Here is a 22,072-nt window from a genome sequence, read left to right on the forward strand (position 1 = left end):
CCGAAGCTCGGTGACGTGACGCAGACAACCGATGCCACGCCCGGCCCCGGCGCAGCCGAGGAACCCGGCTCCGGACCCGCCCCCGCGCCCGGTGGGCGCAGCCGTCGTAGCCGTGCGCGCGTGCATCGCGCCTGGTTCGTCGCGGCGGTCACGTTCGTGACGATCATCGGGGCGGCGGCGTTCCGTTCGCTGCCGGGGCTGCTGATCGATCCGCTGCACCAGGAGTTCGGGTGGTCGCGCGGGACGATCGGGGCCGCGGCCTCCATCAACCTCGCGCTGTACGGTCTGACGGCCCCCTTCGCGGCGGCGCTGATGGACCGCTTCGGCATCCGACGGGTGGTCGCGGTCGCGCTGACCGTGATCGCGCTCGGCTCCGGCCTGACGGTGTGGATGACGGCGCCCTGGCAACTGCTGCTGTGCTGGGGCCTGTTGGTCGGTCTCGGCAGCGGTTCGATGGCGCTCGCGTTCGCGGCGACGGTCACCAACCGCTGGTTCACCGCACGGAAGGGCCTGGTCACCGGCATCCTGACGGCGGCCTCGGCGTCCGGCCAGCTGATCTTCCTGCCGCTGCTGTCCTGGATGGTCGAGGGACACGGCTGGCGCCCGGCGGCGGTGACCGTGTCCCTCGCGGCGCTCGCGGTGGTGCCCTTCGTGTGGCTGCTGCTGCGGGACCACCCGGCGGACGTGGGCGCGACGCCGTACGGCGCGACGGAGTTCGTGCCGAAGCCGCAACCGGTGACGGGCGCGGCCCGCCGTACGGTCTCGGTGCTGTTCAAGGCGGTCCGCACGGGCCCGTTCTGGCTGCTGGCCGGGACCTTCGCGATCTGCGGCGCGTCCACGAACGGGCTGATCCAGACCCACTTCGTGCCCGCCGCCCACGACCACGGCATGCCCATCACGGCCGCGGCCTCGCTGCTCGCGGTGATCGGCGTCTTCGACGTGGTCGGCACGATCGCCTCCGGCTGGTTCACCGACCGCTTCGAACCCCGCCGCCTGCTCGCCGTCTACTACGCGCTGCGCGGCGTCTCCCTCCTCTTCCTTCCCATGCTGCTGGCCCCCAGCGTCCACCCGCCGATGCTCTTCTTCATCGTCTTCTACGGCCTCGACTGGGTCGCCACGGTGCCCCCCACCCTCGCGCTGTGCCGCGAGCAGTACGGCGAGGACAGCGCGATCGTCTTCGGTTGGGTCCTCGCCTCCCACCAGGTCGGCGCGGCCCTGGTCGCCTTCCTGGGCGGGGTCGCCCGGGACGCGTTCGGGTCGTACGACATGGTCTGGTACCTGGCGGGAGCGCTGTGTGCGGTGGCCGCGCTGATGGCGCTGGTGATCCGGCGGCGGCCGGTCATGGGAAGGGGCGCGGTGGCGGCGGTGGCGTGAGGGCTACGGCACGGAGGTGATGTTGCCCTTCGCGTCCACGCTGTGGGTCCGCCAGTACGTGTCCCACTTGTCGTCGACGTGCTGGGGCATCTTCCCCTTCGGGTACCGCGTGTAGCCGCTCGGCGGGTTGTCGCCGTCCTTCACACAGGCGCCGCCCGTGGTGCTGTCCACGGCCAGGACCGGGTACTCGCCCCCGCTGCACATGGCGTCCGCGGTGGAGAACGAACAGGCGGACAGGAGTCCGGCGGCGGATATCAGGACGGCGGTGAGAACGGCGACCCGCGTGTGCTTGCTCATGGTGGAGATCCCCCGGTCAGTTGCTCGAATCGGTCTGAGAGCAAGACTGTCGGAGGAGCGGCGGGCCTTCATGAGTACGCGGGCTCAGAACCCGCGCGCGGGTTACTCAGGAGCACCGCGGGTTACTCGGGAGCACCGCGGGTGGCTCGGGAGCGCTCAGAGGAACCGGCCCCGGTGGAACAGCAGCGGCGCTCCCTCGCCCTCGTCGGCGTCCAGCGCCTCCACCCGGCCCACCACGATCAGATGGTCGCCCCCGGTGTGCACCGCCTGGATCGTGCAGTCGATCCAGGCGGCGGCGCCGGTGAGGCGGGGGGAGCCGGAGACGGGGGAGGTGTCGTACGGCACGCCCGCGAACTTGTCGGCGCCGCTGACCGCGAAGCCGCGGCACAACTCGCCCTGGTGGGCGCCGAGCACGTTGACGCAGAAGACGCCGGCGCGGGCGATGCGCGGCCAGGTCGAGGACGTGCGGCCGACCATGAAGACGACGAGCGGCGGGTCGAGGGAGAGGGCGGAGAAGGACTGGCAGGCGAAGCCGGCGGGGCCGGGTTCGCCGGTGGCCGCGGGGGCGGTGATCACCGTGACGCCGGTCGCGAACGTGCCCAGTACGCGCCGGAACCGGGCCTGGTCGACCGGTGCCCGCTCGTCGTCCGTGACGCATCGAAGCTCCGGCCGCGGCAGCGCCTCGACAGGCTGCGCGGCCGGAGCGCTTCCGGCCGACCTGAGGTACCGGACGGCGGCTGCTGCCGCTCCTGCTTGTCCCATCACATCCTCATTGAACCTGACGGTTCATCAGTTAGGAAGGGGTGCGACACCCTCCGCATCCGGACCGTGCGCCGGTCCGGGGTCTCGGCGGGACCCGCGGCGCGGACGGCCGCCGTCACCGCGGCCTCCTGGTCCCCCTTCTCCCCGGATCACCGCCCCCGGTACTCCGGGCTCCGCCGCTCCACGAAGCTCGCCACGCCTTCGCGCGCGTCCTCCGTCGTCATGTTGATCTCCTGTGCCGTCGCCTCCGCCGCGAACGCCGTCGCGCGGTCGGAGTCCAGGGAGGCGTTCACGAGCTGCTTGGTGAGGGCGAGGGCGCGAGTGGGCCCGGCGGCCAGACGTTCCGCCCACTCCCGGGCCGTCTTCTCCAACTCCCCGTCCGGTAGCACCCTGTTGACCAGGCCGAGCCGTTCCGCCTCGGCAGCGGACAGCGCGTCACCGAAGAACATCAGCTCCTTCGCCCGCCGCGGCCCGACCAGCCGCGGCAGCAGATACGCGCCGCCGCCGTCCGGGACGAGACCGCGTCGTACGAACACCTCGATGAACCGCGCCGACTCGGCGGCCAGCACGAGATCGCAGGCCAGGGCGAGATGCGCGCCCAGGCCCGCCGCCGTGCCGTTGACCGCGGCGATCACCGGTTTCTCGCAGTCCAGGACGGCGGCGATCAGGCGTTGCGCGCCCAGCCGGATCATCCGGGCCACGTCACCGGCCACCCGTTCGTCACCGGTCGCGGCGCCGCCACCCCGCAGGTCCGCGCCCGCGCAGAACCCTCGTCCGGTACCGGTGAGGACCACCGCCCGGATCGTGGGGTCGGCCGACGCGTCGCCCAACAGCCCGATCAGGACGTCCCGTTGGGCCGGGGTGATCGCGTTCAGGGCCTCGGGGCGGTTGAGGGTGAGGTACGCGACGCCGCCAGCGACCGTGTGCGTGACCTCGGCCGCCGGACGACTCGTCGGGTCGCTCATCGGCACACCGCCAACGCGTCCAACGCCACCGCGCCCTGCCCCCGGGGCAGCACCATCAGCGGGTTGATGTCCAGCTCCGAGAGCACATCGCCCAGTTCGAGCGCCATGCGCTGCACCCGCAGGATCACCTCCACCAGGGCGTCGAGGTCGGCTGGCGGGCGTCCCCGCACCCCGTCGAGGAGAGGACGGCCGCGCAGCTCGCCCAGCATGTCCCGCGCCGCCTCCTCGCCGAACGGCGGCACCCGTACCGCCACGTCCCGCAGCACCTCCACCAGCACTCCGCCGAGCCCCACCGTCACGGTCGGACCGAAGAGTTCGTCCTGGGTGACACCGACGACCATCTCGACGCCCCGCTCGACCATCTGGCAGACGAGGACACCGTCCAGCGTCACGTCCTCGTACCGGGCGATGTCCGTCAACTCCCGGTACGCGTCCCGGACCTGGCTCGCCGAGGTCAGTTCCACCTTCACCAGGCCCAGTTCGGTCTTGTGGGCGATCCGCGCGCCGGACGCCTTCATCACCACCGGGTAGCCCACCAGCCCCGCCGCCCGCACGGCCGCCGCCGCGCTGGTCACCAGCTGCTCGCGGGGGACCCGGATCCCGTACGCCCGCAGGAGCTGCTTCGCCGCGTGCTCGCTGAGCTGCTGACCCGGGCGCATCAGGGCCTGGGCCTTGCGGAAGGAGGGGGAGAGGGCGCGGGGGGCCTCGTCGAAGGGGGAGCGGTAGGCGTGGACGAAGCGGTGGTGGGCGAAGTAGGCGCGGAGGGCGGTGACGCAGTTGCCGACCGTGCGGAAGGTGGCCACCCGCGAGGAGCCCAACAGGCGCTCGCGGTAGGCCGGTTCGGTGCCCACGGGTGAGCCCCACACCACGCACACCAGCTTGTCCGTGCGCTCGGCGGCGGCCACCAGGTCCTCCACCAGCTTGTCGCTCAGCGGTGGGAACGGCCCGGTGACGGGGCAGACCAGGACCCCTACCTCGGGGTCGTCGAGGATCGCGTCGATGATCTTCCGCCCGCGCCAGTCGCCCACCGGATGACCGCCGTTGTCGACCGGGTTGGCCACGCTCAGGTACGGCGGTATCCACTCGTGCAGTTCGGCCTGCTTGGCGGTCGACAGCTGCGGCAGCCGCAGGCCCGCCTCGCTCGCCAGGTCGGCGAAGTGGGCGCCCGTGCCGCCGGAGATCGAGTAGACGACGACGCCCTCTGCCACCGGCGGCCTGGCCCGCGCCAACAGGGCCGAGGTGTCCTGGAGTTCGTCCAGACCGTCGACGCGGATCACCCCGTACTGGCGCATCGCCGCGTCCACCACCGTGTCGGCGCCGGTGAGTTTGCCGGTGTGGGACGCGGCCGTACGGGCGCCGGTCTCGGTGCGGCCGACCTTCACCGCGACCACCGGGACCTGGCGGCGGGCGGCGCGGTCGGCGGCGAGCAGGAAGGAGCGGCCGTCCTTGAGGCCCTCGACGTAGCAGGCGATGGCGCCGACCTCGGGGCGCTCGGCGAAGTAGGAGATGAAGTCGGCGGTCTCCAGGTCGGCCTCGTTGCCGGTGGGAGCCCAGTGGGAGAGGCGGATGCCGAGTTCCTGGAGGGCGAAGACCGGGCGGCCCTGGTGGCCGGACTGGGTGATCAGCGCGATGGCGGGGCCGTCGAGGTCGTCCCGGAAGTGCTCGAAGGCGTTGAGGTTGGTGTTCGGGCCGAGCAGCCGGAGCCCCGAGCGGCCCACGGCGGCGGCGAGCCGGGCCTGTGCCAGCGCGCCCTCCTCGCCGGTCTCCGCGAACCCGGACGCGAAGGCGACCGCGAACTTCACCTTGGCCTCGGCGAGTTGCTCGATCACCGGGAGCGGGTCGGCCACCAGCACCACGGCCAGGTCGGCCTGTTCGGGGAGATCGGCGACGGACGGGAAGCAGGGGACGCCGAAGACCGTCGTACGGGTGGGGTGGACCGGATGGAGGCGGGCGCCCACCCGCTCCGCCCAGGCGATGAGTTGGCGGGTGATGCCGGTGTTCGGGCGGCCCTCCGCGTCCGAGGCGCCGATCACGGCGACCGACTCGGGGCGGAAGAAACGGTCCAGGTCGGGTACGCCGGCGTACAACGGCCGCCCGGAGACGTCGAGATCGTCGACGTCGGCGGGCCTGCCGTGCACGGCGGGGCCGGGTTGCTCACCGCAGGCGATGACCCGGGCCCGGCGGGAGTCGGTGGTGAGGGTGCCGTGGGTTGATCCAAGCATCGGTCCGCCCCGCTCCTGTGTGACGTGACAGTCGTGACAGCGCAAATAACTGACGCACTGTCAGATTACTGAACTGACAGGGCGTCAGGAACTGTCGTGCACGCAAAGAACGGACGGACCCCGGGTCAGGAGGCGGCGGGCGCACCCTTCCGGGCGCTCTTCGAGGCCTCCTTCGCCGCCCTCCTGGCTTCCCTCCTGGCTTCCTTCCGGGTCACCTTGGCGAGCGCCTTCGCGATCTTCTCGGCGTCGATCGCCATCTCGCGGAACATGCCGCTGATCGGGTTGGTGAAGCCGGTGAAGTAGAGACCGGGCGCGTCCTTCGGGGTGTCCGCGCCGTGCACGACCGGCTTGCCGCGGGCGTCCAGCACGCCCAGGTGGCCGACGAGCCGCTCCAGCGAGCGGACGTAGCCGGTGGCCGCGACCACCGCGTCGGGGCCGATGCGGTCGCCGCCGGCCAGGACCACCTTGCCGTCCTCGAAGCTCTCCACCGCCGTCACCACCTCGACCCGCCCCTTGCGCACGGCGTCGATCAGGCCGACGTCCTGCACCGGGATCGACCCCTGCTTGACCCGGCTGTACAGCCCGGTGTCGGGGCGCGGCAGCCCCTGCGCCGCCAGGTCCGGCACGCTGAGCCGGCCCACCGGCCCCGCGAGCCGGTCGACCAGGGCGACCGGCAGCCGTCGTACGAGGACGCCCGTGTACTGGGCCGCCCAGCCCGCGGTCGAGCGGCGCAGGATGTGCGGGGCCGTGCGGACGGCGAGGCGGACGCGGGACGCGCCGCCCTCCACCAGGTCGACCGCGATCTCCGCGCCCGTGTTGCCGATGCCGACGACCAGGACGTCACGCCCGGCGTAGGGCTGGGCGTTGCGGTAGTCGGCGGCGTGCACGAGGTCGCCGGTGTAGGCGTCGCGGCCGGGCCAGTCGGGGATGCGGGGGGTGTGGTTGGTGCCGGTGGCGACGACGACCGCGCGGCCGGTCAGCTCACGGCCGCCGGTGGCGTGCAGCAGCCAGCCGGTGCCGTCGGCCGAGCGCTCGATGCGGGAGACCTCGACGCCGGTGACGATCTCCAGCTCGTGGACCTCGGCGTACTTCTCCAGGTAGCGCACCACGTCGTCCCGCGCGACCCAGCGGCCGAACCGGCGCGGTATCGCGAGCCCGGGCAGGGCCGAGAGCCGCCGGGTGGTGTGCAGGTGCAGGCGGTCGTAGTGGTTGCGCCAGGACGCCCCGACCCGGTCCGACTTCTCCAGTACGACGGCACGGATGCCCTGAGCGCGCAGCGCGTACGCGGCGGCGAGACCGCCGGGGCCGCCGCCGATGACGTACACGGGACGGTCTGCGTGGTTCTGCGCCGCGAAGGTGGGGGACGCTGAGGAGTCGGCCATGAGCGCGAGCGTAATCTCGCACTACGTTGATGGGTCTCGGTCAAGCCCGGAATTGGTTGCGGATTGATCACGGGTGTGGAGGTCCGGGTGAGGCCGGTGGCGTAGGGGCTTCGGCTACCGCGCCACCGGGCCCGGTGGCGCGGCCCGCCCGCGGTGCCTACGGGTGCCTGGACTTGTGGCCCGTCACCCGGGCGATCCAGGTGATGAAGTCGGCCGGGTCGGTGTTGGCGCCGTGGCCCTCGTCCCAGTAGTAGAGGTGGTTCACGTCGTCGCCCAGGTTGTCGAGGCGGGCGGCGAGGTTGGCGGAGACGGTCAGCGCGGTGTCCGAGTCCTTGGTGCCGAGGCGGATCCACCAGTGCTTGGAGCGGCTCGGGTTCGCCTTCCCGGACAGGTGGTGCATCGGGTTCATCAGGTCGAGCGCGGCGGGGATGCCGCTCGCGACGCGCCGGGTCGTGAGGCCCGTCGAGTCGTGCTCCGCGCCGTAGGCCGTGAAGTGGCGGGCCAGGGTCCTGCCCGTGCCGAACTCGTTGTTCTCGCCGGCCGACAGGTCGAAGGCGTCGAACGCGGGGGCGTCCTTCTTGCGGGCGCCGACGTGGGTGAGGAAGTCGGTCCAGGTGAAGGAGGCCCTGCCGGCGGACCAGGTGATGAAGGTGTTGGCCTTCAGATAGGCCGCGCGGGCGCTGTCGGAGAGGGCGGCGAGGTACGTGGTCGCCGAGGGCTCCAGGTACTGCTCGACCAGGTACGCGTCGAGGTTGCGGGCGTTCAGCCGGCCGAAGCCGCCGAGGCCGCGCAGCTTCAGACCGGCCTGGTACTCGGCGAACTGCGCCCGCAGCGCCTTGGAGACCGTCTGGTCGACGGGCTTGCCGGTGCTCAGGTCGTTGGCGCCCCAGTTCCACTCGTAGGCGCCGTCCGCGTGCTCCAGGTCCGTGATCGGGCACCAGGCGCCGGTCGCGAAGATCGCGTCGGAGGCGTCGGCCGCGCCCAGCGCCTTGAGGTACGGGTCGTAGAGCGGGCTGTCGCCGGAGGCGCCGAGGAGCGCGGACAGGGCGCCACCGGCGCTGGTGCCCGCGGAGACGATCCGCTCGACGTCGCCGGGGACGCGGCCCTTGTTCGCCCTGAGGTAGCGGACGGCGGCCTTGAGGTCGACGATCGCGGCGGGCGCGGTGCCGTAGTACTCGCCGCCGGAGTTCTTGAGGGTACGGCCGCGGGCGCCGGGCTCGACCACCACGTATCCGGCGGCCAGCGCGAGGAGTTGGTTGCTGGAGGTGGCGCCGCCGGCGGCGTTGGTGGTGCCGTTGGCGCCGGGAGCGGCGGCCTGGGCGCTCGCGGACGAGGACGCGCTGGGCGCGCCACCGGGGGCCGCGCCGCCCGTCGCCGAGCCGCCGCCGCCGATCTCGGTGGCGGTCGCCACGGAGGCGGGCAGGTAGCCGCCGACGGAGTTCGCGAGCAGGATCGGCGCGTCGCTCGCGTCGACCGCCTTGCCGTCGATCTCCACGGGGGCGCTGACGATCAGGGACTGGTAGGTGGCGTCGACCGGCTCGGCGACGTAGGTGATCGCCTTCCAGAAGTGGTAGACGACCGTGTGCTCCGTGCCCTCGGTGTCCGTGATCGTCTTCGTCAGCTTCGTCCAGGCGTCCGGGTCGAAGGCCAGGGAGTCCGAGGCCGACGAGGACGTCGCGTCGCTCGCGTTCGCGCTGAGCGCGATGCCGCCGACCGCCGCGATGCCCGCGGTCGCGCCGATGCCCATGACCACCGTCCTGCGCTTCACTGCCCTGTGCTTCACCGTGCCGCCTCTCGTCCTGCCGGCCGCGTCGTTCCGGCCGGTGTCGTCCCGGCCGCTCCTCGGCCTTGCGCTTGCGAACGTAATGAAGGTCGAACAAAATCGTCAACAATCTGCCGGGTATTCATGGGGGACCCACAGCGGCGCCGCTGGAACACAGGATTTTCCTGGCGGGCTCTCGGCTTTCCTCAGCTTCTGACGTACCGTCAGATTCATGGATGCGATCTGGCTCAGCGGAGCGGACTGGCTCGCGGTCCTCCGCATAGGACTCGGGCTGTGGTGGCTGGAGAGCTGGCGGCACAAGGACAAGAAGGGCTGGTTCGAGCGCGGCACCGGCATCGCGTGGGCCTCCGACGTCGCCGCCAAACACCGCTGGACGGCGGTCCGTTCGGGCTTCGACACGGTGGTCGCGCCCCGCCCGCGCGCCATGGCGTACCTCGTCGTCTACGCCGAACTCGCCACCGGCCTCGGCCTGGTCGCGGGATTCCTCACCCCGGTCGCCCTCGTCGGCGGCCTGCTCCTGAACGTCCTCTACTTCACGCTCATGATCCACGACTGGGCGGAACAGGGGCAGAACGCGATGATGGCGCTCATCTCGGTGGTCGCCCTGTTCGCGATGTCCTGGCAGGTCTGGTCGGTGGACGCGGCGCTGGGATGGTTCTCATGACCGCCTCCCCGCGCCACGACGTCCCCGAGCCCGACGCGTTCACCCGCACCTACTGGGACGCGGCGGCGCGGGGCCGGCTCCTCCTCCGCCGCTGCGCGGACTGCGGACGCGCCCACCACTACCCCCGCGAGTTCTGCCCCCACTGCTGGAGCGAGCACGTCGCCTGGGAACCCGCCGGCGGCCACGCCACCCTCTACACCTGGTCCGTCGTCCACCGCAACGACCTCCCGCCCTTCGGGCAGCGGGTGCCGTACGTCGCCGCCGTCGTCGACCTCGCGGAGGGCCCCCGGATGATGACCGAACTGGTGGACTGCGGACCGGCCGACCTGCGCGCCGGGACCCCGCTCCACGTCGCGTTCCGGGACGGGGTGCCCGTGTTCAGGCTGAGGGAAAAAGACGTATCCGGTGCACGGGACGCTTGATTCAATGGCGCGATGGCCCACATACGCGAGCGGTCCCTCCAGCGCCCCTTCCCCGAGCTGAGCGGTCACGGACTCCGGCTGCGCCCCTGGGACCCCGACGCCGACAGCGATGTGACCGACTGGCTGCGCGGGGTCTCCGACCCCGAGTTCCAGCGCTGGAACACCCCGCTGCGGCCGATCACGGACGCCACCAGCGCCCGCAACTCGCTCCGCTCCCGCGCCGAGAGCGCGGAGGACGGCGTCAGCGCCTCGTTCTGTGTCACCGACGCGGCCAGCGGTACGACGCTGGGGCACATCGGCGTCAACGACATCGACCACGTCGTCCGCGTCGCCCGCGTCGGCTACTGGACCCTCCCCGAGGCCCGCGGCCGGCACGTCGCCGTGCGCGCCCTCACCCTCGCCGCGCGCTGGGCCCTGACCGACCTCGGCCTGCACCGCCTCGAACTCGGCCACGCCCTCGGCCATGACGCGTCCTGCCGCATCGCCGAACGCTGCGGGTTCCCGGCCGAGGGAACCCTGCGCGGGGCGATGTTCGAGGCCGGTGACCAGGACGCCTTCCGCGATGTGCACCTGCACGGCCGGCTGGCCACGGACCCGGAGACCGGCGCATGACACCGGACGACTGGCACATCACCGGCGACCTGACCCGATTCCTGGCCCGGGCCGGGGAGTTCCTGCGGTCGCGCCCCGCACTGCACACGGTCCACCTGACGGTGACCGAGGCGCTGGGCGGCCGGGGGCTCCGTGTCTACGGCGAGGGCGACCCGGTGTTCGGGGTGCTGGAACGGGGCGGCGACGTACGGGCCGCCTTCTTCCGCACCCCGCCCGGGCGGCTGATGCTGACACCGGCGGGCGCGAAGGAGGCCGCGGGCCTGGCCGCCCAACTGGCGCTGCGCGGGGACGAGTTGCCGGGAGTCATGGCCGAGCTGGACACGGCGGCGGGGTTCGCGCGGGAGTGGGCGCGGCTGACGGGGGCGGACCTCGGTCTGCACGCACGCCAACGTCTCTATCGCCTCGGCGAGTTGACACCCCCGTACCCGCTCCCTCCGGGCCGTCCGAGAATCGCTGCGGCAAACGACCGCGAGCAACTCGCCCGCTGGTACGTCGAGTTCACCGAGGCGATCGGGGAGAGCGGTACCTCGCAGGACCCCGGCGAGTGGGCCGACGCGCGGATCGCCTACGGCGGGATCACGCTCTGGGAGACCCCGGACGGTGTCCCGGTGTCCATGGCCGGGATCACGCCGAAGGTGGCCGGCCAGGTGCGGGTGGCCCCCGTCTACACGCCGGCGGACCTCAGGGGCCGGGGCTACGCGGGCGCGGTGACGGCGGAGGTCAGCAGGATGGCGAGGGCGGCGAACGCGCGGGAGGTCCTCCTGTTCACCGACCTGGCCAACCCGACGAGCAACGCCCTGTACCAGCGGCTCGGTTACCGCCCGGTGGAGGACTTCGCGGGCTACGACTTCCACGCCGGGCCGGCTCCGAGGTGATACTCACCCCATGGCAACGGGAACGGACCTCCACGAACTGCTCCGATCACTGCGCGTATGGGACCCCGAGCGGACCGAACTGGCGCCCTTCGACCCCGCGACGGCACCGGACGCCCCCCTCCCCCTCTTCACCACCTGGTTCGCGGAGGCGGTGGCGGCCGGGGAGACGGAACCGCAGGTGATGTCACTGGCGACGCGGGACGGCGACCCGGCCGCCGAGGGCGGCGGGCTCCCCGACGTACGGATGGTGATGCTGCACGGCGCGGACCAGGAGGGCTGGTCCTTCGCCACCCACACCACCAGCCGCAAGGGCCACCAGCTCACCACGTTCCCGTACGCCGCCCTGGCCTTCTACTGGCCCCTCCTCGGCCGCCAGGTCCGGCTGCGCGGCCCGGTCCTCCCGGCCGCCCCGGCCGAGTCCCAGGCGGACCTCCACGCCCACTCGACGGGTGCCCTCGCCGCGGCGCTCACGGGCCGCCAGAGCGCCCCCCTCGCCTCCCTGGCCGAGCTGGAGCAGGCCTCGGAGACCTCCTGGGACCTGGCCCGACGCGCACCGGAGACCCCGGCTCCCTCCTGGTCCCTGTACCGCGTGTTCCCGGACGAGGTCGAGTTCTTCCAGGGCGACGCCCGCAGACGACACGTACGCCTGAGCTACGTCCGCGAGGAGCGGGGCTGGTCGAGAGGGCTGCTCTGGCCCTGACCCGGCCCGGCGACTCCGGGAGGACCGTTGAACTGCCCGGCCTGGTGCCGCGTACCACTCGTCGAAGGCGGCGTCGGAGGAAGGGGCGGGCGATCTCAGTCTCAGTGGAAGTGAGGGCGAGCAGCACCCCCGTGCGTCGGCAGGTGCTGGGGCTGGACGGTCTCCGGGGGCTGGCGGCGCTGTACGTGGTGCTGTTCCACTGCTGGCTGTACACCTTCCCGGGGTACCCGCGCAGTTCGGCGCCCAGGGTCCTGGACGTGCTGATGTTCGGCCGTCTCGCCGTCGTCTTCTTCCTGGTGCTGTCCGGTTTCTCGCTCGCGATCTCCCCGGCCCGGCACGGCTGGCGGACCGGTGGCGTCGGGCAGTTCCTGCGGCGGCGCGCCTGGCGCATCCTGCCGCCGTACTGGGCCGCGCTGGCCGTGAGCCTCGCCGTCGCGCTGCTCGTGGTCCCCGCCTCGCACCACGGCCCGCCGACCGGCTCGTCGGTTCTCGTCTACGGCCTGGTCCTCCAGGACGTGTTCTTCGCCCCGACCCCGAACGGCGCGTTCTGGTCGATCGGGGTGGAGGCCGAGCTGTATCTCCTCTTCCCGCTGGTCCTCCTGGTCCGGCGGCGGTTCGGTGCGGCCGTCGCCGTCGCCTGCGTGGCGCTCCCGGTGACCGTCCGCGGGCTGCTGGCTCCGGGCGCCAACCCGGTCGAGGGCGACAACTGGCTCGCCCCGCATCTCGCCCCCGTGTTCGTCGCCGGGGTGGTGGGGGCGGGGATCGTCGTCGCGTCGGAGCGCGTCCGGCGTCTGCCGTGGGGGTGGTTCGCCGTCCTGGCGGCCCTGCCGGTCGCCGTGCTCGGTGTCGTCCAGGGGTCCGTCTGGACCGTGCGCCACTACTTCTGGATCGACCTCGCCGTCGCTCCCGCCATGACGATGCTGATCGCCGCCGTCGCCACCGGGCAACCCGCCGGGCTGGTACGGCTGTTGAACGGAAGGCCGCTGCGGATGCTCGGCGACGCCTCCTACAGCCTCTACCTGATCCACCTCCCGATCGTCCTGGTCGTCATCCGCCGCGTGGCCCCGCGGGTCGTCGGGCCCGGGCTGCCCACCTTCTGCTTCACCCTGCTCGTGGGCCTGCCCGCCTCGGTGCTGGCGGCCTGGCTGTTCTCCCGGATCTTCGAGCTGCCCTTCAAGCGCAACCGGTCCTGGAAGGCGCTGCTCGCTCAGTCCCGCCCCAGCACCACCGTCCCCGAGGAGCAGAACCAGCCGCCGGTTCCCGAGGCGACCCCCAGCCGGGGCACCTCGCCGTCCGCGCCCGTCACCTGACGCGCTCCGGCTTCCCCGCGCAACTGCCGTACCGCCTCCACCAGCAGGAACAGGCCCCGCATCCCGGGGTGCTGGGCCGACAGTCCGCCCCCGTCCGTGTTCACCGGCAGCTCCCCGCCCTCCACCCGCAGCCGCCCCTTCTCCACGAAGGCGCCTCCCTCGCCCTTCGCGCAGAACCCCAGGTCCTCCAGCGTCACCAACGTCATGTAGGTGAACGCGTCGTAGATCTCCGCGAAGTCGATCTCCGACGCCTCGACCCCCGCCCGTTCGAAGGCGAGCCGGCCGCTCACCGCCGCCGGTGACACCGTGAAGTCCGGCCACTCGGACATCGCGGCGTGCGAGACGTGCTCCCCGGTGCCGAGCACCCACACCGGCGCGGTACGGCAGTCCCGTACGTACTCCTCGGCGGCCAGCAGCACCGCCGCCCCGCCGTCGGACCGTATGCAGCAGTGCAGTCTGGTGAACGGGTCGGCGATCATCGGGCCGGAGAGGACGTCGTCCACGGTGATCGGGTCGCGGAACATCGCCTCGGGATTCAGGGCGGCGTTCGCGCGGGCCTGGACCGCCACCTCCGCCAACTGCTCGATGGTCGTGCCGTGTTCGAGCATGTGGCGGCGCGCGGCCATCGCGTACTTCGCGATCAGCGTGTGGCCGTAGGGGACCTCGAACTGGAGCGGGCCCCGCGCGCCGAAGGAGAGATCGCCCGTTCTGCGGCCCGCCCTGATGTCGGCCCTGGCCGTCGAGCCGTAGACCAGGAGCACGGCGTTCGCGTGGCCCGCCGCTATCGCGTCCGCCGCGTGGGCCGCCATGACCTCCCACGTCGAGCCGCCCACGGAGGTCGAGTCGACCCATGTCGGGCGCAGGCCGAGGTATTCGGCCACCTCCACCGGGGCCAGGACGCCGAGGCCCGCCGACGCGAAGCCGTCCACCACCTCCCTGCCCAGGCCCGCGTCCGCCAGCGCGCGGCGGGCCGCCTGGGCGTGCAGGGCGTAGGGCGTCGCGTCGTCCACGCGTCCGCAGTCGGACAGGGCCACGCCCACCACGGCGACCTTGCGGCTCCCCACTGGCATGAGGGGCCTCCTCCCTCTGTGCATATCGTGCCCGGACTCCTAATATGACGGACCGTCAGATCTGGAGGGAAGTGCCATGGACGCCAGCTTCACCGCCGAGCAGGACGAGATCCGCCGTACCCTCCGCGAACTGCTCCGGAAGCGGTGCGGTTCCGACGAGTTGCGCGCCGCCGTCGACAGCCCCCTCGGATACGACCCCGCCCTCTGGACCGCCCTCGCCCGGCACCTGGGCCTGCCCGGACTCGCGCTCCCCGAGGCCTACGGCGGTATCGGCTGCTCGGTGACCGAACTCGCCCTCGCGGCGGAGGAGACGGGCCGTTTCCTGGCTCCCTCGCCGCTCCTCGCCACCGCCGTGCTCAGCGCGCCCCTCGTCCTCGCCCTCGGCACCGACGCCCAGCGCGCCCGCCTGCTGCCCCGGATCGCCGCCGGCTCCCTCACCGCCGCCCTCGCCGTCCCCGGCACCGAACTCACCACCGCCCTCACCCTCACCGGCCCCAACGGCGGGGAATGGGCGGGGGGCGGGCGCGCGGGCGGGGTGCAGGCCCGGCGGGCCGGAGACGGGTGGCGGCTGTACGGGCAGGTCGCGCAGGTTCTCGACGGGCACAGCGCCGATGTGCTGCTCGTCGCCGCGCACGCCGGAGGCTTCGCCCGGTCGCGGACCCTCCTCTTCCTGGTCGCGGGCGACGCGGACGGGCTCGTCCGCATACGGCAGACCGCCCTCGACGCGACCCGGCCACAGGCCCGCCTCGAACTGCGGGACGTGCGCGCCGAGTTGCTCGGAGAGGACGACGGCGCTGCCGACGGGGGCGACGAGCGCGCCGACGACGGCCCCCGCGTCCTGCGCGAACTCTCCGCCTCCGGCGACACCGTCGCCGCCGTCCTCGCCGCGGAAGCCGTCGGTGCCGCCGATCGCGCGCTGGAGCGGACCGTCCAGTACGTCAAGCAGCGGGAGCAGTTCGGGCGGGCGATCGGGTCGTTCCAGGCGGTGAAGCACCGGCTGGCCGACGTGTACGTGCAGGTCCAGGCCGCCAAGTCCGCCGCCTACTACGCCGCTTGGGCGACCGGTCAGGGGGAGCGGGTCGGCGGGCTCGCCCTCGCGCAGGCGCTGGAGGCCCTGCGGACCGCCGCCGCCGAGGGGATCCAGCTGCACGGCGGGATCGGGTTCACCTGGGAGCACGAGGCCCATCTGTCCTTCAAGCGTGCCGCAGGCGACGAGCTGCTGTTCGGGCCGGTGCACCGGCTGCGGGCGCGGGCCGCCGAGGGGGCGCGTCTCTTCGAGAACCGCGAGGTGACGGTGTGATCGGTGTGCGTGCGGTGCAGAAGGTGTCGTCGACGCGGGCGTTCGCGCGGATCGCCCCGCATGTCATCCCCGCCATGGACCGGACCGTGCACCGGCTCACCCGCGGGAAGGTGCTGCTCAGCGCCCAGATGCTGCCGGGGGTGATCCTGACCTCCACCGGGGCGCGGAGCGGTCAGCCGCGCCGGAGTCCGCTCGCCTGTATGCCGGAGGACGGCGGCTGGGTGCTCGTCGGGTCCAACTTCGGGCGTCCCGGGCATCCCGCCTGGACGCACAACCTGATCGCCCACCCCGACGCCGAGATCAGCTGGAAGGGGGAGGAAATCCCGGTCACCGCACGGCTGTTGGAGGGCGCGGAGCGGGCCGCGGTGTGGCAGACCGCGCTGGCGTTCTGGCCGCCGTACGCCACGTACCAGAAGCGGATCGAGCGGGAGATCCGGCTGTTCCGGATCACACGCAGGGCAGGCGGTGGTCCACCGGAGTGAACCACCGCCCACGAGACAGGACTTGGCACCTGGAAGCAGGAACTCCTACTTCGTCGGCTTCTTGCCGGTCACGCCCAGGTGGACCAACAGCGCCAGGTTCGGCTTGAGTTCAGCCTGCTTGACGCCCCACGTCTGGAAACCCTTCTGGTGCGAGGCGACGGCCGCGAGCATCGCGACCAGTGAACCGGCGACCGCCGCCGGGTTCACGTCCTTGTCGACCCTCCCCTTGGCCTGCAACTCGGCGACCGCGTCCGAGAGGGAGTTGTTCACGGAGTTCAGGATCTTCATCCGGATCTTGTAGAACCGTTTGTCGCCCTCGGCCGCTCCGAGGTCGACGACCCTGAGGATCGCGTCGTTCCGGCGCCAGAACTCCAGGAATCCGTCCACGAGTTCCTGGGAGGTCTGCCAGCCCGCCTTGCCGACCCACGACCGGCCGGCCAGAAGTTCGGTCAACTGACCGCCCTCCGTGGCCATTTGCTCGGCGATCTCCAGGACGGCGCCTTCGACGTCCGGGAAGTACTGGTAGAAGGTCGCGGGTGAAGTCCCCGCCTTCCGGGCGACATCGATGACTTTGACGTCCCGGTAAGGGGAGGAGCTGAGCATCTCGCTTAGGCAGTCGAGCAGCTTCTGCCGGGTCGCCTGCCCACGCCGGCCGGCCACGCGGCCGTCGACGGTACGCACTTGTCCTGTCATGCCGTCAGCTTACCGAGGGGTGATCGGAGCGCGATTCGGCCGACTGCAAATGGGGTGCACGGGGGTCGAGAGGGTGGTGTGCCTGGTCTGCGGGGTGCGTGCGTCGCCGTTACTTTGACGGTATGGCCGAAAACAGGGCATCCGCGTACGGAGAGGGCGTCCCCTGCTGGGTGGACGCACAGCTTCCCGACCTCGCGGCGGGCAGGCGGTTCTACGGTGAGCTCTTCGGGTGGACCTTCGAGGAGGCGTACGGCGGCTCCGTATGGGCCCGCAAGGACGGCGAGGCGGTCGCGGCGCTCGCCCACAAGGCGGACGGGCGGATGCCGACCGTGTGGACGGTGTACTTCGCGACCCCGGACGTGGTGCGGCTGGGCGGGCGCGTCCGGGAGGCCGGCGGGCAGCTGGTGACGGCGCCGGTGGCCGTGGGGGAGCTGGGCACCGCCGCTCTCGCCGCCGATCCGGAGGGGGCCGTCTTCGGGCTGTGGCAGGCGGCCCGGCACTCCGGTTTCGGGACCCGGCACAAGGCCGGCACCTTCGGGTGGGCCGAGCTGTACACCCGCGACACGGAGACCGCGAACTCCTTCTACGGCGGACTCTTCACGAACGCCCTGTTCGGGCCGGACGCCGCTCCCGACTTCGGACGGGCACCCGTCTCCGACGTCTTCCCGGTGGAGATGCCGCCGCACTTCCTCGTGCACTTCCGGGTCGAGGACGTCACCGCCGTGCTGGGGGCCGTGCACCGGCTGGGCGGGCGGGTGCAGGTCCCGCCCTTCGAGACGTCGTACGGGAAAGTGGCGGTCGTCACGGACAATCAAGGGGCGTCGTTCGCGCTGCTGCAACGCTGACACCTGGACTTTTGTCCGGAGATATGGCGAGACACCCCGATTAGTCGCCGGGTTCGCAACCTGTGGCCCGGCCAGGAAGAATCAGGGTGCGTGCCGCCATGGCGGTGCGGTGGTGAGACGCTGCACGGGGTCGCGTACATATGTGGGTGGCGCGGCCCGTACGGGGAGGTGGCAGGCAAGTGGTGGATCAGCTGACGCAGCACGATCCGCGGCGGATCGGGCCGTTCGAGGTGCTGGGACGGCTGGGCGCGGGCGGCATGGGGCTGGTCTATCTCGCGCGCTCGGCGTCCGGCCGGCGCGTGGCGATCAAGACCGTGCGGACAGAACTCGCCGAGGACCAGTTGTTCCGGGTCCGTTTCACGCGTGAGGTGGAGGCGGCGCGGGCCGTCTCCGGGTTCTACACGGCGGCCGTGGTCGACGCCGATCCGCGGGCCGCCGTGCCGTGGCTGGCCACCGCGTACGTGCCCGCGCCCTCGCTGGAAGAGATAGTGAACGAGTGCGGGCCGATGCCGGCCCAGGCGGTGCGCTGGCTCGCGGCCGGGGTCGCGGAGGCGCTGCAGTCCATCCACGGGGCGGGGCTCGTCCACCGTGACCTGAAGCCGTCCAACGTGCTCGTGGTCGAGGACGGGCCGCGGGTCATCGACTTCGGTATCGCCTCCGGTGTGTCGAACACCCGTTTGACGATGACGAACGTGGCCGTGGGCACCCCGGCCTACATGTCCCCCGAGCAGGCCAAGGACTCCCGCAGCGTCACCGGCGCGAGCGACGTGTTCTCGCTCGGCTCGATGCTCGTGTTCGCCGCCACCGGACACCCCCCGTTCCACGGCGCCAACCCGGTCGAGACCGTCTTCATGCTGCTGCGCGAGGGCCCCGACCTCACCGGACTCCCGGACGAACTGCGCCCCCTCATCGAGTCCTGCATGCAGATGGAGGCCACCGGCCGGCCCAACCCGGCCGACCTCCAGGCCCAGCTCGCCCCGCACCTCTTCGGCTCCGGCTCCGACGACAGCGGTACGGCCTCCGCCTGGCTACCCGAGCGCGCGGTCGGCCTGATCGAGACCCGGCGCGGCGGCCGGCCGGCCGTGAAACCGGCGCCTACCAGCGGCGGTCGCAGCGGTGGCGGCCGGGTCGCCGTACCGCCCCCGCCGTCCCACGACCCCGTCGTGCCGGTCCCGGTCGGCGCCCCCGACACCGGGCCCGTACGGCTCGCGGGCGCCCCCGTCCCGATCGGCCCCGGCCCCCGGGTCGCCGATGCCCGCGCCGCCGCCGTGAAAGCGCCCCCTCCGGAGGCCGGCCTCGTCGCCTCCTGGTCCCGGCCCCGGCCCGGCGTCAACGGCGTCGACCCCGCCGCCGTACCCCCGCCTCCCGCGCTGCCCCCGGAGACGGCCTCCGGCTGGCGGCCCTGGCGGTTCCGCATGTCGAACGACGTCTGGGGGACCCCGACCGTCGCGGGCGACCTCGTCTACGTCACCTCCTTCGAGGTGCACGCCCTGGACGTGCAGACCGGCCGCCGCTCCTTCAAGACGCGGGACGTCGCCTGGTCGATGGCGGTCGCGGACGGCCGTATCCACGCCTCGGACGGCCCCACCCTGTTCGCCCTGGAGGCCCGCGAGGGCGGTGACCTGTGGCGGCTGTCCACCGACGCCTGGGTGTACTCCCTGAAGGCCGAGCGCGGCACCGTCGTCACCGGCACGCGCGGCGGCGGAGTCCAGGCCTGGGAGGCGTCCACCGGGCAGAAGCTCTGGCAGCTGACCGGCGCTCAGACCGACTTCGAGTCCGCGGAGGCGGGCCCGGCCCTGCACGACGGCACCGTCTACGTCTGGCAGGACGCCCGGTTGCGCGCCCTGGACGCCCGGACGGGCGACGAGCGCTGGTCGTACCCGATCGGCGACGCGGCCTCCTGCGGCGGGGTGCCGGTACGGATCACCCCCGCCCCGGACGGGAACGTGTATCTCGCCGCCGGCACCCGGGTCCTCTCCATCGACGTCGCGAGCGGCCGGGTCCGCTGGCACTTCGAGGCCCCGGCCGTCTTCCTCTGTCCGCCGACCTTCGCCCCCGGCCCGGCGGTCACGGGCGGCGGCGTCTACCTGGCCGACTACCTCGGCACGGTCTACGCCCTCGACGCCGCCGACGGCCGCGACCGCTGGCGGATCGCCACCGAACCGCGCGCCTCCATCGACCCCGTCCTGGTCGCCGCGGGCCATGTCCACGTCGGCAGCGGCAAAGGGCTCTACACCCTCGACGCGGTCACCGGCACCCCCAAGTGGCGGTTCCAGGCGGGCGGCGACATCGTCGGCGCCCCCGCGGTCGCCGAGGGCCGTATCCACTTCGGCTCCACCGACCACCTCCTCTACACCCTCAAGGCCGACGACGGCCGTCTCCGCTGGAAACTCGCCACCGGCGGGGAGATCACCGGATCGCCGGTCGTCAGGGACGGGGTCGTGTACGCGTGCAGCAAGGACCGCTGCGTGTACGCCCTCGACGCGGAGAAGGGCACGGGCACGGCTCGGACGACCTGAGGCCCTGGGTAGGGTGACGTCATGTACACGCGGGGGCGCACACTCAGGTTCACAGCGGTGTCGGCGATGGTCGTGCTGGCGCTGACCGGCTTCTCCACGGGCCGTCACGGGAGTCGCGGTCATCACCACAGCGACGGCGGCGGCGGGTGCAGCAGCTCCCGCCAGGACCACGACAGTTCGTCGCCGGGCGGCTCGTCCGGCGGCTCGTCCGACGACGCGTACGGCTCCGGGACCACCGGCGGCACCGGCGGCACGTACCGTTCACGGCCCACCTACCGTTCCACTCCCACGGCGACCTCGTCCGCCGACACCCGGCCGCTGAAGGACGGCACCGCGGTGCTCAAGCGGTGCGCGAGCACGGACGACCCATACACGACCGTCGAGGTCAGGAACCCGAACGGGCGCGAGGCGCTCTTCACCGTGAAGGTCGCGTACAAGAGCAGCGCCGGGGCCACCCTGGCCGACGCGACCAGCCAGGTGTCGGTGCCCGCGAACGGCAGGGCGACCCTCCGGATGGCCGCCGCCGGTACGGGGGCCCTGGACCGGCTCGATCACTGCGAGGTCGAGCCACGGGCCACCGTCGACCGCTGACGCCGCCCGGCGCCGCTCAGCGAGTCCGGAATCCTCCCGGGCGTCGGTCGGCGAACAACTCCGCCTGCCGTTCGGCCGGGAGATTGCCGAGGGCGATGAGCGGCGGCGCCTGCGCGTATCCCTGCGCCCGCGCCGCCTCCTTCGCCGCCCACAACGCCCGCACGGTCCCCTGGACCCCCTCCGCCGGACACCGGGCGATCACGGTCGCGCAGGCCGCGGCGGCCTCCAGCGCCCGCCCCGGCTCGGTGAGTTCGGAGACGAGCCCCACCTCGTAGGCGCGCCGCGCCGAGATCCGCTCCGCCGTCCCCATCAGCATCATCCGCGCGACCTCGCCGTACGGCATCCGGTGTGCCATCAGCACCGACTCGTAGGCGCTGACCATGCCGTAGGTGGTGTGCGGGTCGAAGAACACGGCGGTCGGATCGGCGACCACGAACTCGCTCTCGCCCAGCAGGTAGAACGCCCCGCCGCAGGCCATCCCGGCCACCGCGGAGATCACCGGTTTCCACAGGTCGTTGGCCTTCGGGCCGATGCGCAGCAGCGGATCGTCCTGCATGTAGGGCGAGCCGGGCTGCGGCACCACCGCGTCCCGGTCCAGGCCGGTGCAGAAGGCGCGCTCCCCGGCGCCGGTGAGGACGACGGCCCGTACGGAGTCGTCGAAGCGGAACTCCCGCCACACCGCGCCGAGTTCGTCTGCCGTGGCGAGGTCGATGGCGTTGAGCTTGTGCGGCCGGTCGAGGGTGACGACGGCGACGCCGGTGTCCTTGTCGACGGAGACGTGGAGGGTCACGGCCGCTCCAGGACCCACTGCGGAAGGCCGTCCTCGTCGAACACGACCTGCACCCGCGCCCCGATCCGGACCCGGTCGCGCGCGAGGGAGTCGAGCGCGGCCCCGGCGCCGGTGACCAGGTTCCCGACCAGCCTGATCCGCGGGGCGTCGACCAGTTCCACCACGATCACGTTGTACGGCGCGACGGCGGCGTAGTCGGGCAGGAGCGGCGGATGCGGGAAGACGTACGACCACACCCGGCCCCGGCCGCTCACCGGCCGCCACTCGCTCGCGAAGGACTGGCAGTGGGGGCAGCAGGGGCGGGGCGGGAAGCGGGGTTCGGCGCAGTCGGCGCAGGTCTGGACGCGGAGTTCGCCGGCGCGGGCGTACTGCCAGAAGGGGGCGCCGTCGTCGTCGGTGACGGGAGCGAGCATG

Annotated in this window: 22 protein-coding genes; 12 read left to right on the plus strand and 10 right to left on the minus strand. The window is 72.6% G+C overall.

Features of this window, described 5'->3' with window-relative positions:
* Window positions 1–15 precede the first annotated feature (15 nt).
* Window positions 16–1,374, plus strand: coding sequence for an MFS transporter (locus ACIPTO_RS07235; protein ID WP_401190026.1), 1,359 nt, complete (start codon window positions 16–18; stop codon window positions 1,372–1,374).
* 3 nt (window positions 1,375–1,377) lie between these two features.
* On the opposite strand, the gene ACIPTO_RS07240 is transcribed toward ACIPTO_RS07235, so the two are convergent.
* The 6 genes from ACIPTO_RS07240 to ACIPTO_RS07265 form a co-directional block, all read right to left on the minus strand.
* Window positions 1,378–1,671, minus strand: coding sequence for an SCO0607 family lipoprotein (locus tag ACIPTO_RS07240; protein ID WP_366316901.1), 294 nt, complete (start codon window positions 1,669–1,671; stop codon window positions 1,378–1,380).
* A gap of 156 nt (window positions 1,672–1,827) precedes the next feature.
* Window positions 1,828–2,433, minus strand: coding sequence for a flavin reductase family protein (locus ACIPTO_RS07245; RefSeq protein ID WP_401190028.1), 606 nt, complete (start codon window positions 2,431–2,433; stop codon window positions 1,828–1,830).
* Between the two features lie 149 nt (window positions 2,434–2,582).
* A complete protein-coding gene (locus ACIPTO_RS07250; protein WP_401190030.1) occupies window positions 2,583–3,398 on the minus strand; it encodes an enoyl-CoA hydratase/isomerase family protein in 816 nt (271 codons plus the stop codon).
* Window positions 3,395–5,620: an acetate--CoA ligase family protein gene (locus ACIPTO_RS07255; RefSeq protein WP_366316895.1), complete on the minus strand. Its 2,226-nt coding sequence runs from the start codon at window positions 5,618–5,620 to the stop codon at window positions 3,395–3,397. Before ACIPTO_RS07255 ends, ACIPTO_RS07250 begins: the two co-directional genes overlap by 4 nt.
* 125 nt (window positions 5,621–5,745) lie before the next feature.
* Window positions 5,746–7,002: a flavin-containing monooxygenase gene (locus ACIPTO_RS07260; protein ID WP_401190032.1), complete on the minus strand. Its 1,257-nt coding sequence runs from the start codon at window positions 7,000–7,002 to the stop codon at window positions 5,746–5,748.
* Between the two features lie 157 nt (window positions 7,003–7,159).
* Window positions 7,160–8,749, minus strand: a complete 1,590-nt coding sequence (locus tag ACIPTO_RS07265) for a subtype B tannase (RefSeq protein WP_401190827.1) — start codon at window positions 8,747–8,749, stop codon at window positions 7,160–7,162.
* 247 nt (window positions 8,750–8,996) lie between these two features.
* Between ACIPTO_RS07265 and ACIPTO_RS07270 the strand changes: the two genes are divergently transcribed.
* From ACIPTO_RS07270 to ACIPTO_RS07295, 6 genes are all read left to right on the plus strand, one after another.
* Complete coding sequence (locus ACIPTO_RS07270; protein ID WP_366316891.1) at window positions 8,997–9,449, plus strand: DoxX family protein; 453 nt, start codon at window positions 8,997–8,999, stop codon at window positions 9,447–9,449.
* Complete coding sequence (locus ACIPTO_RS07275; protein WP_401190034.1) at window positions 9,446–9,871, plus strand: Zn-ribbon domain-containing OB-fold protein; 426 nt, start codon at window positions 9,446–9,448, stop codon at window positions 9,869–9,871. Before ACIPTO_RS07270 ends, ACIPTO_RS07275 begins: the two co-directional genes overlap by 4 nt.
* Window positions 9,872–9,883: 12 nt before the next feature.
* Window positions 9,884–10,483, plus strand: a complete 600-nt coding sequence (locus ACIPTO_RS07280; protein ID WP_366316887.1) for a GNAT family N-acetyltransferase — start codon at window positions 9,884–9,886, stop codon at window positions 10,481–10,483.
* The gene (locus ACIPTO_RS07285; protein WP_401190036.1) at window positions 10,480–11,358 is read left to right on the plus strand and encodes a GNAT family N-acetyltransferase; all 879 of its coding nucleotides are present in this window, start codon (window positions 10,480–10,482) and stop codon (window positions 11,356–11,358) included. Before ACIPTO_RS07280 ends, ACIPTO_RS07285 begins: the two co-directional genes overlap by 4 nt.
* 10 nt (window positions 11,359–11,368) lie before the next feature.
* Window positions 11,369–12,058, plus strand: coding sequence for a pyridoxal 5'-phosphate synthase (locus tag ACIPTO_RS07290; protein ID WP_401190038.1), 690 nt, complete (start codon window positions 11,369–11,371; stop codon window positions 12,056–12,058).
* Window positions 12,059–12,189: 131 nt separating this feature from the next.
* Entirely contained in the window at window positions 12,190–13,368 is a 1,179-nt protein-coding gene (locus ACIPTO_RS07295; protein WP_401190040.1) for an acyltransferase family protein, read from the plus strand.
* Here the strand turns inward: ACIPTO_RS07295 and ACIPTO_RS07300 are convergent.
* Entirely contained in the window at window positions 13,266–14,438 is a 1,173-nt protein-coding gene (locus tag ACIPTO_RS07300) for a thiolase C-terminal domain-containing protein (protein ID WP_401190042.1), read from the minus strand. The genes ACIPTO_RS07295 and ACIPTO_RS07300 overlap by 103 nt on opposite strands.
* A gap of 76 nt (window positions 14,439–14,514) precedes the next feature.
* Between ACIPTO_RS07300 and ACIPTO_RS07305 the strand changes: the two genes are divergently transcribed.
* A complete protein-coding gene (locus ACIPTO_RS07305) occupies window positions 14,515–15,738 on the plus strand; it encodes an acyl-CoA dehydrogenase family protein (protein ID WP_401190044.1) in 1,224 nt (407 codons plus the stop codon).
* Window positions 15,735–16,220 carry a nitroreductase/quinone reductase family protein gene (locus tag ACIPTO_RS07310; protein WP_401190046.1) on the plus strand — a complete coding sequence of 162 codons (486 nt, stop codon included), beginning with the start codon at window positions 15,735–15,737 and terminating at the stop codon, window positions 16,218–16,220. The genes ACIPTO_RS07305 and ACIPTO_RS07310 overlap by 4 nt, the downstream gene beginning before the upstream one ends.
* A gap of 45 nt (window positions 16,221–16,265) precedes the next feature.
* Here ACIPTO_RS07310 and ACIPTO_RS07315 read toward each other — a convergent pair whose 3' ends face one another.
* The gene (locus ACIPTO_RS07315) at window positions 16,266–16,901 is read right to left on the minus strand and encodes a TetR family transcriptional regulator (RefSeq protein ID WP_266776648.1); all 636 of its coding nucleotides are present in this window, start codon (window positions 16,899–16,901) and stop codon (window positions 16,266–16,268) included.
* Window positions 16,902–17,035: 134 nt separating this feature from the next.
* On the opposite strand from ACIPTO_RS07315, the gene ACIPTO_RS07320 reads away from it, so the two are divergent.
* From ACIPTO_RS07320 to ACIPTO_RS07330, 3 genes are all read left to right on the plus strand, one after another.
* A complete protein-coding gene (locus tag ACIPTO_RS07320) occupies window positions 17,036–17,758 on the plus strand; it encodes a VOC family protein (protein ID WP_401190048.1) in 723 nt (240 codons plus the stop codon).
* Window positions 17,759–17,937: 179 nt separating this feature from the next.
* Window positions 17,938–20,277 carry a PQQ-binding-like beta-propeller repeat protein gene (locus ACIPTO_RS07325; RefSeq protein ID WP_401190050.1) on the plus strand — a complete coding sequence of 780 codons (2,340 nt, stop codon included), beginning with the start codon at window positions 17,938–17,940 and terminating at the stop codon, window positions 20,275–20,277.
* 21 nt (window positions 20,278–20,298) lie between these two features.
* Complete coding sequence (locus ACIPTO_RS07330; RefSeq protein ID WP_401190052.1) at window positions 20,299–20,868, plus strand: hypothetical protein; 570 nt, start codon at window positions 20,299–20,301, stop codon at window positions 20,866–20,868.
* 16 nt (window positions 20,869–20,884) lie between these two features.
* Here ACIPTO_RS07330 and ACIPTO_RS07335 read toward each other — a convergent pair whose 3' ends face one another.
* Window positions 20,885–21,658: an enoyl-CoA hydratase/isomerase family protein gene (locus ACIPTO_RS07335; RefSeq protein WP_401190053.1), complete on the minus strand. Its 774-nt coding sequence runs from the start codon at window positions 21,656–21,658 to the stop codon at window positions 20,885–20,887.
* A complete protein-coding gene (locus ACIPTO_RS07340) occupies window positions 21,655–22,071 on the minus strand; it encodes an OB-fold domain-containing protein (protein ID WP_366316865.1) in 417 nt (138 codons plus the stop codon). The genes ACIPTO_RS07335 and ACIPTO_RS07340 overlap by 4 nt, the downstream gene beginning before the upstream one ends.
* Window position 22,072 lies beyond the last annotated feature (1 nt).

This window comes from Streptomyces sp. NPDC090083 (assembly GCF_044747445.1).
Lineage (GTDB): Bacteria > Actinomycetota > Actinomycetes > Streptomycetales > Streptomycetaceae > Streptomyces.